This is a genomic window from Pseudomonas sp. BP01, from assembly GCF_022760795.1.
Lineage (GTDB): Bacteria > Pseudomonadota > Gammaproteobacteria > Pseudomonadales > Pseudomonadaceae > Aquipseudomonas > Aquipseudomonas putida_Q.
Genome location: NZ_JAFBKA010000009.1, coordinates 69,715 through 82,943, shown reverse-complemented (window position 1 = coordinate 82,943; position 13,229 = coordinate 69,715). Strand labels below are relative to the sequence as shown.

Annotated in this window: 14 protein-coding genes and 1 pseudogene; 6 read left to right on the top strand and 9 right to left on the bottom strand. The window is 59.2% G+C overall.

What is annotated here, in order from left to right; all coding sequences use genetic code 11:
* Nucleotides 1–10 precede the first annotated feature (10 nt).
* Complete coding sequence (locus JOY50_RS10360) at nucleotides 11–934, bottom strand: LysR family transcriptional regulator (protein ID WP_132839663.1); 924 nt, start codon at nucleotides 932–934, stop codon at nucleotides 11–13.
* A gap of 104 nt (nucleotides 935–1,038) precedes the next feature.
* Here JOY50_RS10360 and nfsB point away from each other — a divergent pair, with 104 nt between their 5' ends.
* The gene (nfsB, locus tag JOY50_RS10355; RefSeq protein ID WP_132839664.1) at nucleotides 1,039–1,692 is read left to right on the top strand and encodes an oxygen-insensitive NAD(P)H nitroreductase; all 654 of its coding nucleotides are present in this window, start codon (nucleotides 1,039–1,041) and stop codon (nucleotides 1,690–1,692) included.
* 52 nt (nucleotides 1,693–1,744) lie between these two features.
* Here nfsB and JOY50_RS10350 read toward each other — a convergent pair whose 3' ends face one another.
* From JOY50_RS10350 to JOY50_RS10340, 3 genes are all read right to left on the bottom strand, one after another.
* The gene (locus JOY50_RS10350; RefSeq protein WP_132839665.1) at nucleotides 1,745–2,680 is read right to left on the bottom strand and encodes a cyclase family protein; all 936 of its coding nucleotides are present in this window, start codon (nucleotides 2,678–2,680) and stop codon (nucleotides 1,745–1,747) included.
* Between the two features lie 98 nt (nucleotides 2,681–2,778).
* Nucleotides 2,779–3,321 (bottom strand): WYL domain-containing protein, encoded by a 543-nt coding sequence (locus JOY50_RS10345; RefSeq protein ID WP_132839666.1) that lies wholly within the window; start codon nucleotides 3,319–3,321, stop codon nucleotides 2,779–2,781.
* A gap of 118 nt (nucleotides 3,322–3,439) precedes the next feature.
* Nucleotides 3,440–4,237 carry an SDR family NAD(P)-dependent oxidoreductase gene (locus tag JOY50_RS10340; protein ID WP_132839667.1) on the bottom strand — a complete coding sequence of 266 codons (798 nt, stop codon included), beginning with the start codon at nucleotides 4,235–4,237 and terminating at the stop codon, nucleotides 3,440–3,442.
* 267 nt (nucleotides 4,238–4,504) lie between these two features.
* On the opposite strand from JOY50_RS10340, the gene JOY50_RS10335 reads away from it, so the two are divergent.
* Nucleotides 4,505–4,750 (top strand): type II toxin-antitoxin system Phd/YefM family antitoxin, encoded by a 246-nt coding sequence (locus tag JOY50_RS10335; RefSeq protein ID WP_016500420.1) that lies wholly within the window; start codon nucleotides 4,505–4,507, stop codon nucleotides 4,748–4,750.
* On the top strand, nucleotides 4,740–5,021 hold the full coding sequence (locus tag JOY50_RS10330; protein ID WP_132839670.1) for a type II toxin-antitoxin system RelE/ParE family toxin: 282 nt from the start codon (nucleotides 4,740–4,742) through the stop codon (nucleotides 5,019–5,021). Before JOY50_RS10335 ends, JOY50_RS10330 begins: the two co-directional genes overlap by 11 nt.
* Nucleotides 5,022–5,040: 19 nt before the next feature.
* On the opposite strand, the gene JOY50_RS10325 is transcribed toward JOY50_RS10330, so the two are convergent.
* The 3 genes from JOY50_RS10325 to JOY50_RS10315 all read right to left on the bottom strand — a co-directional run bounded on the left by JOY50_RS10325 (nucleotide 5,041) and on the right by JOY50_RS10315 (nucleotide 7,114).
* Entirely contained in the window at nucleotides 5,041–5,673 is a 633-nt protein-coding gene (locus tag JOY50_RS10325) for a BRCT domain-containing protein (protein ID WP_132839671.1), read from the bottom strand.
* Between the two features lie 16 nt (nucleotides 5,674–5,689).
* Nucleotides 5,690–6,085, bottom strand: a complete 396-nt coding sequence (locus JOY50_RS10320; RefSeq protein ID WP_061202459.1) for a hypothetical protein — start codon at nucleotides 6,083–6,085, stop codon at nucleotides 5,690–5,692.
* Between the two features lie 120 nt (nucleotides 6,086–6,205).
* Nucleotides 6,206–7,114 carry a LysR family transcriptional regulator gene (locus JOY50_RS10315; protein ID WP_132839672.1) on the bottom strand — a complete coding sequence of 303 codons (909 nt, stop codon included), beginning with the start codon at nucleotides 7,112–7,114 and terminating at the stop codon, nucleotides 6,206–6,208.
* 229 nt (nucleotides 7,115–7,343) lie between these two features.
* On the opposite strand from JOY50_RS10315, the gene JOY50_RS10310 reads away from it, so the two are divergent.
* Together JOY50_RS10310 and JOY50_RS10305 are read left to right on the top strand one after the other, a co-directional pair.
* Nucleotides 7,344–8,648 (top strand): MFS transporter, encoded by a 1,305-nt coding sequence (locus JOY50_RS10310; protein WP_019470897.1) that lies wholly within the window; start codon nucleotides 7,344–7,346, stop codon nucleotides 8,646–8,648.
* A 31-nt stretch (nucleotides 8,649–8,679) separates the two neighbouring features.
* Complete coding sequence (locus JOY50_RS10305) at nucleotides 8,680–9,921, top strand: Zn-dependent hydrolase (protein ID WP_138736756.1); 1,242 nt, start codon at nucleotides 8,680–8,682, stop codon at nucleotides 9,919–9,921.
* A 132-nt stretch (nucleotides 9,922–10,053) separates the two neighbouring features.
* Here the strand turns inward: JOY50_RS10305 and JOY50_RS10300 are convergent, their stop codons facing one another.
* Together JOY50_RS10300 and JOY50_RS29095 are read right to left on the bottom strand one after the other, a co-directional pair.
* Nucleotides 10,054–10,329, bottom strand: coding sequence for a hypothetical protein (locus JOY50_RS10300; RefSeq protein WP_138736755.1), 276 nt, complete (start codon nucleotides 10,327–10,329; stop codon nucleotides 10,054–10,056).
* A complete protein-coding gene (locus JOY50_RS29095; protein ID WP_243055163.1) occupies nucleotides 10,326–12,062 on the bottom strand; it encodes an S-type pyocin domain-containing protein in 1,737 nt (578 codons plus the stop codon). Before JOY50_RS29095 ends, JOY50_RS10300 begins: the two co-directional genes overlap by 4 nt.
* Nucleotides 12,063–12,373: 311 nt before the next feature.
* Here JOY50_RS29095 and JOY50_RS10290 point away from each other — a divergent pair.
* A pseudogene (locus tag JOY50_RS10290) lies at nucleotides 12,374–13,217 on the top strand (IS5 family transposase).
* The last annotated feature ends 12 nt before the right edge of the window (nucleotides 13,218–13,229 follow it).

Here is a 13,229-nt window from a genome sequence, read left to right as displayed (position 1 = left end):
ACCCCTCGGCTCAGTCTGGAACGATTGTGCAGCCGTTGGTCAGTGCCCGATCCCGCAGGGCCTCGAAGCGCTCGCGCAGCCACAGGTGCAATTGCGAAACCGCCGGTGTGAGCTGCTTGCGATGCGGGCACACCAAAGTGACCGGGGTAGCTTCGCCGAGCAGTTCGGGCAAGACGATTTCCAGTTCGCCGGCCGCAATGTTGGCGCTGACATCCAGCCACGACTTGTAGACGATGCCTTCGCCTTGAATGGCCAGGCGGCGGATGACGTCGGCATCGTCACTGACCAGCGGCCCGCGCACCTGCACGGTACGGTTGCCCAGCTGCCACTTGTCGTATACCCGGTTGTGCTGCATGTACAGCAGGCAGGCGTGTTGCTGCAGGGCGTCGGAGCTGAGCGGGCGGCCGTGGCGGGCCAGGTAGTCGGGCGAGGCGACCAGCACTCTGCGGTTCCAGTCGGCCAATGGCAGCGCGATGTAGTTGGCATCCTGGTTCAGGCCATAGCGGATGGCCACATCCACCGGGTCGCGGTTGAGGTCGGCAATCTGGTCGGACAGGAAGAAACGCAGTTGCAATGCCGGGTGCTCGCGGCGGAAGGCGCTGAGCCAGGGCAGCAGCATGTTGCGGCCCATATCGGAAGGTGCCGACACCTGCAGGGTGCCGCGCAAGGTATTGGGGTTGCCATGCAGGTCTTCATGGCCCTGGCGCAAGCTCTCCAGCACATTCAGCGCGGTGGGCAGGTAGCGCTCGCCCTCGGCGGTCAGGCGCAGGCTGCGAGTGGTGCGGGCGAACAGGCGTACATCCAGGTCGCGCTCCAGGCGTTTGATTGCTGCGGCCACCTGGCCCGGCAGCAAGCCTGCCTCATGGGCAGCGGCAGTGAAGCTGCCCAGCACGCTGCTGCGGGCAAACAGTTCGAGATCGGCGATGCGCAGCATTTTCACTCCATGGATGAAAGTGTTGCTGCATTGTGCCGGTTTTTCTTTTCTGCCGGAAAGATAAGATGCGCGGTAAATCCACTGTTCATTTCCGGAGTTGTTACATGGATACCGTCTCGCTGGCCAAGCGCCGTTACACCACCAAAGCCTACGATGCCTCGCGCCGTATTCCCCAGGCCACTGTCGATGCTCTGCTTGAACAGCTGCGCCACAGCCCGTCCTCGGTCAACTCCCAGCCTTGGCACTTCATCGTCGCCGACACGGCCGAAGGCAAGGCCCGGCTGGCAAAGAGCACCACCGAGGGTTTTGCCTACAACACGCCCAAGCTCCTCGATGCGTCCCACGTGATCGTGTTCTGCACCCGCACCGAGATGACCGAAGCGCACCTGAATGCTGTGCTTGATCAGGAGGCTGCCGATGGCCGTTTCCGTGACGAGCAAGCCCGCGCCGGGCAAAACCAGAGCCGCCGCCATTACGTCAACCTGCACCGCTTCGACCAGAAGGACGCGCAGCACTGGATGGAAAAGCAGACTTACCTGGCCTTGGGCACGGCGTTGCTGGGGGCAGCGGCACACGGTCTGGATGCAACGCCGATCGAAGGCTTCGACAGCAAGGCGCTCGATGCCGAGCTGGGCTTGCGTGAGCGCGGCTTCACAAGCGTGGTGATACTCAGCCTGGGTTATCGCAGTGAGTCGGACTTCAACGCCGGGCTGAACAAGTCACGGTTGCCGGCTTCGCAAGTGTTCACTTTCCTCTGAGATTACCGGGGCCGCTGGCGGCCCCGCATTCGAAAGGCAGCCCGTTCGCGGGTCAGTGAATTGCCACCGGGTTGATGTTCACCTGGGTCGAGCCCTTGTACAGCGGCTGGCCCAGCACGAACAGGAACTCGAACGCTTTGTCCCGCACCAGTGCACGGGTGTCGATCAGCTCCAGGTTGTAGATACCCCGTTTGGCCAGCATGAACTGGTTGACCGGGAACTCCTCGCCGCTCGGGTTCGGGTACACCTCGGAAGCCCAGGTATCGCCACCAAAGGCGACGATACCCTGGTCCGCCAGCCATTCGGCCGCCGGCAGGTCGATGCCCGGCTCGGTGGCGAGGAATTGCTGGTTGTCCTTGCCGATCAGCTCCAGCCAACCGGTATTGAACAGCACCACATCACCCTTGCGCAGGGTGATGCCTTCCTTCTTCAGGACCGCCTTGATGTCAGCGACGGTAAATGCGGTGCCGCCCGGGACGATGGCCTTGCCGTAGTGGGCCGTCATGTCCAGCACCACACCACGAGTAACCATTGGCGGTACTTTCTCCACGCCCAGCTTGGTCACGCCTTCGACGGTGACGAAGTCAGCCGCCTTGTTGCCGTTGTAGTAGACGTTGTCGATGCCGATATGGCCGATGCCGTTGAGCTGGGTGCCGACGCCGGTCCAGCCGTTGACCAGTTCATCGTTGAAGCTGAACTTGTTGCGGCCCAGGGTCTGGCCCGCCTGCTCGCCGGGCTGGATGTTGTAAAGGTGGAAGCTGCGGTGGCGGAATGCTGGCAAGTCCTTGCTCACTGGCACCGCCAGTGGGTAGGTCTTGCCGGTCTTGACCAGGCTGACAGCCTGCTTGACCACCTCTGGGGTGAGCAGGTTGGCGGCGCCGATTTCATCCTGTTTACCGTAGGGCGAGGTCTGCCAGTCGGCGGCCAGGGTGGCTTGGGCAGCAGACGCCAGGGCGGCGGCCAGCAGCAAGGGCTTGAAGCGTTTCATCGGTTACTCCTGAAAGCGATACGTTGTCAGGAGTGAATTCTGCGCAGGGCAGGCAAGGGGAAACAGCGCCCCGCAGGACAATCACTTTTGCCTGGCGGTCAATAACTGCCGTCGTGCAGCGCCAGGCTCTGGCGCAGCTGTTCGAGCATGGCCACGCGCAGCGCCTGCGGGGCCTGGATGCGGATCGACCCCGCTTGGGACAGCAGCCAGCCCATCAGCGCCCGGTTGTCCGCCACGGTCGCCACCAGCACGGCGCCGCCGCTCGCTTGCGGCGTCAGTTGCATGTCTGCTGACAGGGGTGATTGTTCCAGGCGGCGGGCCAGTGCGTCATCGACCCAGGCATGCAGCTCAACGTGGTCCGGAGGGGTAAGCACGTCGGGTTGCAGCTGCTGCGCTTCGCCCAGGCTCAGCCCCGGTTGCCAGTACCAGCCGTAAGGCATGCCTTTACTGTTGCATTGCAACGGGAACAGCGCGGCCAGCTCGACCAGATCGCGCTCGACAGTGCGTTTGCTGGTGGTATGGCCCACGGTCGTCAGGGCGGCCTGCAACTGGGTTGAGCTCATTCCCGGGTGGCGGCCAGGCAACAACTTGAGCAGCTGCCACTGTCGGGCGATGGTATGGCGGGTTGGGTGGCTGGGCAAAGGCTTCGTCCTTGAAGGCAGGCATCAAGCCTACCTGGATAGTGGCGTATAGCTATTGCGCAGCATACCCTGTCATAGAATGGGATCCAAGTTTTCCCCGAATGCCTCCCAGTCGAATTCAGATAGCGAGGCTGTCGACCACCCCGCCGTCGACCCGCAGGGCCGCGCCGGTGGTGGCGGAGGAGTAAGGGGAGGCGAGGTACACCACCAGGTGGGCAACCTCATCGACATCGGCGACGCGCTGGATGATCGAGCTTGGCCGCGCGGTTCGGACGAAGTTGTCTGCCTCTTCACGAATGCTGCGCCCGGAGGCCTGCGCTGCATCGGCCACCAGCGCGGTCACGCCATCGGTCAGGGTCGGGCCCGGCAGCACCGCGTTCACAGTAACCCCGGTGCCGGCCAGGCGCTTGGCCAGGCCATGGGAAACGGCCAGGTTGGCGGCCTTGGTAACGCCGTAATTGATCATGTCGGCAGGGATGGCGATGCCCGATTCCGAGGAAATGAACAGGATCCGCCCCCAGCCGCTCTCGACCATGCCTGGGGCGTAGTGGCGCGCCAGGCGCACACCGCTCAGCACGTTGGTTTCGTAGAAGCGCGCCCACTCGCTGTCGTCTACCTCGAAGAAGTCGACGTCGTCGTAGATGCCCAGGTTGTTGACCAGGATGTCGGCCCGTGGGTGGGCTGCGAACAAAGTTTCGGCACCGGCGGCGGTACCCAGGTCGGCGACCACGCCGTGTACCTGGCCACCGCCACCTTGCTTGCGCACTTCAGCCAGGGCGGCGTCCAGCGACTGCTGGGTGCGGCCGGCAATGACCACGTCGGCATTGGCGCGGGCCAGGCCACGGGCGATGGCCAGACCAATACCGCCGGTCGAGCCGCTGATGATGGCGGTGCGCCCGCCGAGGTCGATGTTCATGGGATGGCTCCTGTAAGTGAGTTGCAGTGATGCAAGCCATCCAAGTGAAGCACGTTCAGTCAGTAAAAGACGGACTTCCACTGGGTCGAGACCTGGTCCGGGGGCCTTTCGCCTGCTGACCCGCCTGCGTGAAGTTGGCGTGATCAAGCCCTGGGGCGTGGGCGGCAGCCGTGACGAGCTGATCGAGCACTGCCGTCTCTGAACAATACAGGGTTGTTTGTGTCCTATATATGGACCAAAATATGGTCCTGATTCGAGGGCGAAAAAATGCAGAACATCTTTGCTGACGTGACCGTAAGCGTGTCGGAACTGAAAAAGAACCCATCTGCTGTAATGACCGGAGCTGCGGGCATGCCCGTCGCAGTGCTTAACCATAATCGCGTGATGGGATACATGGTACCGGCCGAGCTGTATGAGGCCATGATGGAGCGCCTGGAAGATCTCGAATTGAGTGAATTGGCCAAGTCCAGGCTGGGGGAAAAAGGCGTACCGGTGTCTCTGGATGACCTATAAGCTCGAATTCCTGCCTTCAGCGCTAAAGGAGTGGGGCAAGCTGGGCCACACCGTGCGCGAACAGATCAAGAAAAAACTCGGCGAGCGTTTGCAATCCCCCAAGGTGCAGGCCGACGCGCTGCGCGACCTGCCGAACCACTACAAAATCAAGCTCAAGGCCTCCGGGTATCGCCTCGTCTATCGGGTCGAGGATGAGCGTATCGTTGTGGTGGTGGTATCGGTTGGCAAGCGCGAGCGCAGCGAGGTCTATCGCGCCGCTCAGAAGCGCTGAGCCCCATCACGTGTTCGCGTCAGCCAAAAGCTGCGCGCTGCCAATGCGCTTCGCTCACGATCGCGATATTCGCGCCGGCTTCCCTGATTTCCACTGCTTTCTTGATCTTCGTGCCATAACTGCTATGCAGCCATTGGTCATTGCCAATACTGCCAATGACCAAGTAGTGGATCTTCTTGCTGACCCCGGCGGCGACTGCCCCCCCACGTTCTATCACCAGTGCTTCGCAATCTTTGCGAGGCCCGTAAGCCATTGTCCCGGTAAACAGGAAAGTGCGGTCTCTCCATTCCAGTGTCGGTTCGGGACAATCAAGTGGCAATGTGGAGGGCGAAGAGAAGGGGTTGTCGCTGCAACGTGGCTTGCCGGTGAACTGTTGCAAAAGCTCCAGCAGTTCAGCTGACTCGGTGGCATCCAGCACATTGTCCTGAAGCATGTCACTCAGGCGACGGTATAATAAATTGATAACCGGATCTTCGAGATGAATGAGCTGCTGCTCCATCCATCCCCTGAGAAACTCAGCCTCTTGTTGATTGACTTGATTGTCAGCCGTCAGGCCGGCAGCGATGCCAATCAGTGCATCAACTGATCGCTGTGCGATTCGCGCTTCGTGGAAAAAGCGGCTGTTCTGAAACTCCTGGTAAAGATCGACCATTCCCTGCTCCTCGTTTCTATTCCGTTAGAATCACAGCGTCGGCATATTTTGCCTGGTCCGGTGTAAATGTGGTGATCATGCCCGTGTGATTACAGCTCAAGGTGATTTCTGATCGTACGTCGATGAGCAGATCTTCGCCACGAAGGCCCTGCCATTGGGCCAGGTATTTGAAAGACCCGAACTTCATGGGTTTTTTCAATGCGCGATCATGTCCGCCTTTCCAACCAAGAACAGGGAGTGCGCCATTGGCACAGTGTTGGGCAAGGTCAGGTTGAGCCAGGGCCCGTTCACGACCAATCTCCCAGCACCGAATCAAGCCCTCATCGGGACCTTTCCATGCTTCTTCCCAAGTGAGTGATTGGCGGATAGGTTGATGGTGTGGGCGTTGAATGACTCCTGCAGTGCTATCCATGTCTGAAATTGTCCGTAGTGTCCAGTTGGATCGATGCTACTAATTGGCCATTATTGTGTCTAGTGCTTGCCGATGTTCTGCCAGGTACCTATTTGTGGGGTAAGCCGGGATGGTTTTTTGTTAGCCTAGGCTTTGTTGCAACGCCTCGATAAACACCTCTTCCGCCCGGCTGAACCGCTGTTCCCTGTTCCACAACAGGTGAATATCCACATCGGCAATCCCTTCCTGCGGCGGCAGCTTCCACAGCAACCCCGCTTCGACATCCGGTGCCACCACATGCTCGGGCAGGCAACCGATGCCAAACCCGGCGATCACCAGCCGGCGTACTTCCTCAAGGCTTGGCGATGAGGCCACGATCCGCCCGGCAAACCCTTGCAGGTCACGGAAAATGGTCAGCGGCGACAACATGCCGCCGATCTGATCGCTGGTAAAACTGACGAAGTTCTCCCGTTGCAGGTCGCCTTCGGCCTGGCCGAACAGGGCATGGTGCTTGCCACAGAAAAACGCATAGCGCTGGCGCAGGAACAGCCGCTGTTCCAGCCGTGGCTGTGCACGCCGGGTGAGGCTAAGGCCCGCTGTGGCGGTTTTTTCCTGCAGGGCGGCGACGATGTCGGAGCTGCGCATCACGTCGATTTCCAGTTCCACTCGCGGGCGCTGGCGGTGGAAGTCGGCGAGGAAGTTGTCGAACCGCTCGCTGACGATGCGGCTGATCATCAGCAGGCGCACTTTGCCCACCACTTCGTCTGCCGGTTGCTCCAGCAAGCCGCCGATCTGCGACATTTGCCCATACACCTCGCCGGCCAGCTGGAACAGCTGTTCGCCCATTTCTGTCAGCACGAAGCGCGGCCCGCGGCGGGCAATGAGCTGGCGACCTAGCTGCTCTTCAAGGCGCTTGAGCGCCTGGCTTACCGCCGGTTGAGTGAGGTGCAGGCGGGCGGCGGCGCGGCTGATGGACAGCTCCTGGCCGATGACCCGGAAGGTGCGCAGCAGGTTCCAGTCGAGGCGGTCGTTGAGCAGGCGGTCAGACATGGCGGGGGCTCGATAATAAGCGTGGTTAATAGTTCGAATAATAAATAGAAAATTGACTAATCATAGCCCTGGGCCGATAAATCGCAGGCATCGGAGCCTATTGCATCGGTGTCGGCTTCTTCGCGGGCAAGCTCGCGAAGGAGCCAGCGCCAAGTCAACAGGCCAAGCGCCACGAGAGCGCCGCCGTGTCCCAGCAACTCCTGCCAGAACAACAAGCAAAGGAGCCCCCATGAAGCCCACCGCTTCCGCCCAGCCGCGCCGTGCCGCAGCCGCCGCGTTCATCGGTACCATGATCGAGTGGTACGACTTCTACATCTACGCCACCGCCGCCGCCCTGGTGTTCGGTGCCTTGTTCTTTCCCTCCGACGACAGCCTGTTCAGCACCATGGCCGCGTTCGGCACCTTCGCCGTGGGCTTCTTCGCCCGGCCGCTGGGTGGCATTGTCTTCGGCCACGTGGGTGACCGAATCGGCCGCAAGAAGTCGCTGGTCATCACCCTGCTGATGATGGGCATCGTTACCGTGTGCATCGGCCTTCTGCCGACTTACGCGCAGATCGGCGCCACCGCGCCGGTGCTGTTGATCCTGCTGCGCATCGTTCAGGGCATTGCCGTGGGCGGCGAGTGGGGCGGGGCGGTATTGATGGCGGGTGAGCATGCGCCCAAGGGCCGGCGCAATTTTTTCGCCTCGTTCGCCCAGCTGGGCAGCCCGGCTGGCCTGATCCTGTCGCTGCTGGCCTTTGGCGCGGTTACCCGCCTGCCTGAAGACGAGCTGATGAGCTGGGGCTGGCGCGTGCCGTTCCTGGCCAGCGCGTTGCTGCTGCTGGTGGGCCTGGCGATTCGTCTGGGGGTAAATGAGTCGCCCGAGTTCATCGCCAGCCGCGAGCAGGCGCAAAAGGCCCGGCGCAAGGAGCAGGCGCCTGTGTTTGAAGTGCTGCGCACCGCCTGGCGCCCGCTGTTGCTGTGCATCGGCGCCAACACCCTGGGCATCGCCGGGGTCTATTTCACCAACACTTTCATGATCAGCTACACCACCCAGCAGTTGCACCTGGAGCGCTCCTTGATCCTTGAATGCCTGTTTTTTGTGGCGATCATCCAGCTCTGTGTGCAGCCGCTGGCGGCGTGGCTGTCGGAAAAGGTTGGCGCGACGCGCTTCCTGGCGCTGGTCGCGCTGCTGGCGATGGCCTCGCCCTACCCGATGTTCGTGCTGGTCAGCTCGGGCCAGGGCCCGTTGATCGTGCTTGGCATCGCCCTGGCCGCCGCCTGCATGGCCTCCTTCTACGCGGTGATTGCCGGCTATGTCAGCGGCATGTTCGAAACCCGCGTGCGCTACACCGCCATTTCCCTGGCCTATCAGATCTGCGGCGCCATCGCCGGCGGCCTGACCCCGCTGATTGGCACCTGGCTGGCCCATACCTTTAGCGGCCAATGGTGGCCGATGGCAGCCTTCTACACCCTGATCGCCACTATTTCGCTGGTTTGCGTGCTCGCCTTGGCCCGCCAATACGCCCGTAGCCAGCGCCTGGAACTGGCCTGATCGAACCCCAATTATCCTGGAGTACCCGCATATGTTGAAAAGCAATGGCGAACGCCTGTGGGCGAGCCTGATGGCCATGGCCGAAGTCGGCGCCACCGCCCGCGGCGGCAACTGCCGCCTGGCCCTCAGCGACGAGGACAAAGCCGGCCGTGAACTGTTCAGCCACTGGTGCCGCGAAGCGGGCCTTAGCCTGTCGGTAGATGCCATCGGCAACCTGTTCGCCCGCCGTGCTGGCAGTGACCCGCATGCCGCCCCGGTCATGATGGGCAGCCATCTCGACACCCAGCCCGAAGGGGGCCGTTTCGATGGCGTCTATGGCGTGCTGGCCGGCCTGGAGGTGGTGCGCCGCCTCAACGACCTGGACATCCAGACCCGCAAGCCACTGGAAATTGCCGTATGGACCAACGAGGAGGGCGCGCGCTTCACCCCGGCCATGTTCGGCTCGGCGGTGTTCACCGGCAGCCTCGCGCTGGCCGAGGCGCTGGCCATTCGCGATGCCAATGGCGTCAGCGTCGCCGATGAACTGCACCGCACCGGGTACGCCGGCCAACGCCCGCTGGGCGGCGAGGTGGATGCCTATTTCGAGGCGCACATCGAGCAAGGTCCGATCCTTGAAGACAACGCCAAGGCCATTGGCGTGGTCAGTGGTGGCCAGGCCATCCGCTGGCTGGACGTGACAGTCGAAGGCATGGCGGCACACGCCGGCACCACACCGATGCCGCTGCGCAAGGATGCGCTGTACGGCACCGCGCGGATGATCCAGGCGGTCGAGCAACTGGCAGCGGACTTTGCCCCCCAAGGCCTGACCACCGTAGGTGAGCTCTCCATTGCCAAGTCCTCGCGCAACACCATTCCCGGCCTGCTGCAGTTCACGGTCGACCTGCGCCACCACCGCGACGACGCCATCGAAGCCATGGAGCGCGAGCTGACCCTGAAGCTGCAAGCCATCGCCAGCCAGCGCGGCCTGCAAGTGCGTATCGATCGGCACTGGGTCAGCCCGGCGACCCCGTTCGATGCCGACTGCGTGGCTGCCGTGCAGCAAGCGGTGGATGGCCTTGGGTATGCGCAGCAATCGATTGTCAGTGGGGCGGGTCACGATGCCATCCTGTTGGCGCGTTACTGTCCGACGGCGATGGTGTTCATCCCTTGCGTTGGCGGCTTGAGCCACAACGAGGCTGAGGACGTGCTGCCTGATGATGCCCGACAAGGCGCTGATGTACTGCTGAACGCTGTGCTGGCACGGGCGGGGTGTCTCAAACAGGGAGATGACTGATGTGTGCAGCTTTAGGGGCGGCAGCTGTGGTGTAGCTGCCGCCCCTGAACTGCGGTTTTCGAGTTTTTGGTAGGGGCAATGAGCAAATGTATTTGTGAATAAGTCCGCAACGCTAGAATTCGACTTGGGCTATCAACTTTGATTAAAAGTATACTTATTCTCGAGCATGAATGCTGGTGCACTCCATGTTGGACCTTTCACATATCCGCCGGCTTTTTGTTCAATCAAGCCGTCGCTCGTCATTTTTCTGGTCAGTTCGATGAGGGCCATGCAGTCACCTAGGTGAATCCAATTGTTCTGGGTATAAAGCCTGTCTATGTGCGGGTGGGAGATGCCATTACCTCTGGTGAGAAATAAAATCACATCCGTAGGGGATTCGTTTTTAACTACGTCGTGGATAGTGTTCATGGATTTTCCCGCTCAAGTTGGATTGCATCTGCTTCTAGAGCTTCCGTTGTATACAATAGCGTGGCATCTGATCCAAGCTGATAGTCTTCTAAAGTGGCCGCGTGAGTATTGTTCCAAGCCTCGCCACGATCAGTTGGTAAAATTTTATCAGCAATGCCAAGGGCGCGGAAGCGCTCAAGCTCCCTTATTTCATGTGTGAAAAATCGCTTGTCGATGTCGGTTGTTTGTAGGGTGCCCTGTAGGATTTTCTCAAGTCTATCGATCATGACTTTGTTTGCATCCGAAGGTAGAAAGCGACTAACGTGTAGTTTGACTAACTCGACGCCGTCTGCTGTGATCCGGGCCTCTCTCCAATCCAGTCGTTCGATTGCTCCCCCGGCTTTTTCCGGGTTATAGGGACGTCCGCTGTAAATCCCTATGGTTGTCGCGCCGGGATAGGGAGAATTGAAAACTACGTACAGTGGCGGTAGGCCAGACTCTGGCGGGAAGCAGTAGATGCAGTCTTTGTAATTTGGTGGCTCATGGGCAGGGAGTGGTGTCGCTTCTGTCCATGCTCGTCTGAGGTTAACACCTTCATAGGGATCAGAGGGTATCGGGATACTGGGGGTTGTAGTTGATGATCCACTTTCGGTGTGAATGGGAAAACTAAGCCTGATTGGGAAGTCACTCGATGGGATCGATGTGTAGCTGTTGCTTTCTTTGTCCATTATCAGAGGGCGTACGGGTACCTCTTTTTCCGCATGGGTAGCATTTGCTTTATCCGTAAGTGTATACGTGTCGAGATTGGCATGAATCCGGAACGGGGATTCGAAAGACCCATGTTTAAGCGCGATGTCTTGAATGTTGTCAGGTAGCTCAGGAATGAGTAGTTCAGCAGGCATGCTCAGGGCTGATTCATGGTACAAATCTGCGTTGCCTAGTTCTGCTGAATAAAAAAATATCCCAATACCCAGTCTGAAAACTGGGGTGGCAGTAAGGCCAAGTCTTTTGAGGGTCTGTATTCCGCCCAGGAGGGCGCTTTGCAGGCTTTCGGTTGTTGATAGTGGGGTTAGTGTTGAGCTCAGTTGAATTGTGGTGTTAAGGCTTAAGGTGATGGATTTGCTGCTGTCGTCTCTGGAATGGTTTTCTCGTAATGTTTTTATTGCTTCGGGATGGAACTCTTCGAATTCATTTCGGATTTTCTCAAGGCAGCGTCTTAGCACTATTTCAATTTGCGCGGCGGTAGCGGCACTCATTAAATAATACAGTTCTTCCTCAAGCCAATAGAAATTCTGTCCGTCTTCGACTAATTCGTTTGCAATGTTTTCAACATTCAGGGCTATGTCATCGATGCTTGTGGTGTAGAGGTGTGTTGCCATATATCTATTGAGCGAGTGAGGTGTTTTTTTGTTGATTTCATTATAAAGAAAGAGGAGGAATTTCTTTTTGGCATAGTCATGGTTTGTCAGGTTTGGGTGTAAATGTTTTATGCTTAAATAGTTTTTGGTTAAATACGTTTCCAGTCCAGGGGTGTCGGCTGGGCGGGTGGCCTCGATTTCCTTTATTAGATTCATTGCAATGCGTGCTGCGTTGATACGAAGCGCTTCTGTCGATAGCGAGGCTATGTTGGGCGGTACTATAGGCAGTGTGCATGGGCTCTCCCATGAAAGGATATTTTCGAAGTCATAGCTGAAAGGTTCGGCTGAGTATATTTTTTGCAGTTCAGCGCTCGTTAACGTTTTTCGAGAGGTCACGTCTATTTCCAGTGAGGCGGATTTGAGACGGGAAGTATTGGAGAGCTTGTAGTAGAGTCTGCAGATGGAATTGGTTCAGGGCTGCCGGGTGCGTTAGAGCCTGTAGCTACAAGGCGCAGGTACAGGAAAGTGACCGGGGCAAGAGCGGGTTTGAACTGTGTGGTCAACGAAATTAAGAAGAAGTGTTATGCCAGAGCGCCAAGTGCCAGGGATACTTAGGCTCTGTACGAAATCCCGAGAAACCAAATCGTCGCTCCTCTAGCGCTGAGATTTTGTAGAGTCACGCGCCATTAACGGAAAGGAATTCTGTGATGGTAAGGCGCTACGAACTCACGGACGAGGCCTGGGATGTGGTCTCCGATCTCTTCATCGAAACCCATGGCCGCGGCCGGCCCCGACTGAGCGACCGGCTGATGCTGATGGCGTGCTGTGGGTGCTCTGCTCAGGTGCTGCATGGCGAGATATGCCAGAGCGCTTCGGCCCATGGTCAACGGTGTATCAACGGTTTCGGGGCTGGCGAAACCAAGGGACTTTCGAGCAGATGCTCGAACGTCTGCACCTGCGACTGAATGAGCAGGGCTTGATCGATCTGCAAACCTGGATGATCGACTCAACCGCAGTACGCGCAACCCGAGCCTCATCTGGCGCCGGGAAAAAAGGGGGCCTGACGAGCCTGCCGATCATGCTCCAGGCCGCAGTCGCGGTGGCCTGACAACCAAAATCCACATGCTCTGCGACGCCAACGGAACACCGCTGCGCTTTCTCCTCTCCGGCGGTCAAGCCAGTGACATCAGCTACGCACAACCACTATTGGACAAGGTCAGCATTCCATCGAGCCAACGTGGCCGCCCGCGCAACCGCTGCAAATGGCTGCTCGCCGACAAGGGCTACGACGCCGAAGCGCTACGCCGCTACTGCGACCAATATCGAATGCAACCCGTCATCCCGCTGCGCTCGATGAAGCGCAAGCCCAAGCCTGGCTTACCAAGACTGTTTGACCGGCCAAAATACCGACAGCGCAACATCATCGAGCGCATGTTCGGCTGGCTGAAAGAGAACCGCCGGATAGTGACCCGCTTCGACAAGCTCGCGAAAAGTTATGCCGCCATGGTCTCACTGGCTTGCTCCATGCGGTGTTTGCGGTACAGAGCCTAGGGGCGAGAGGAG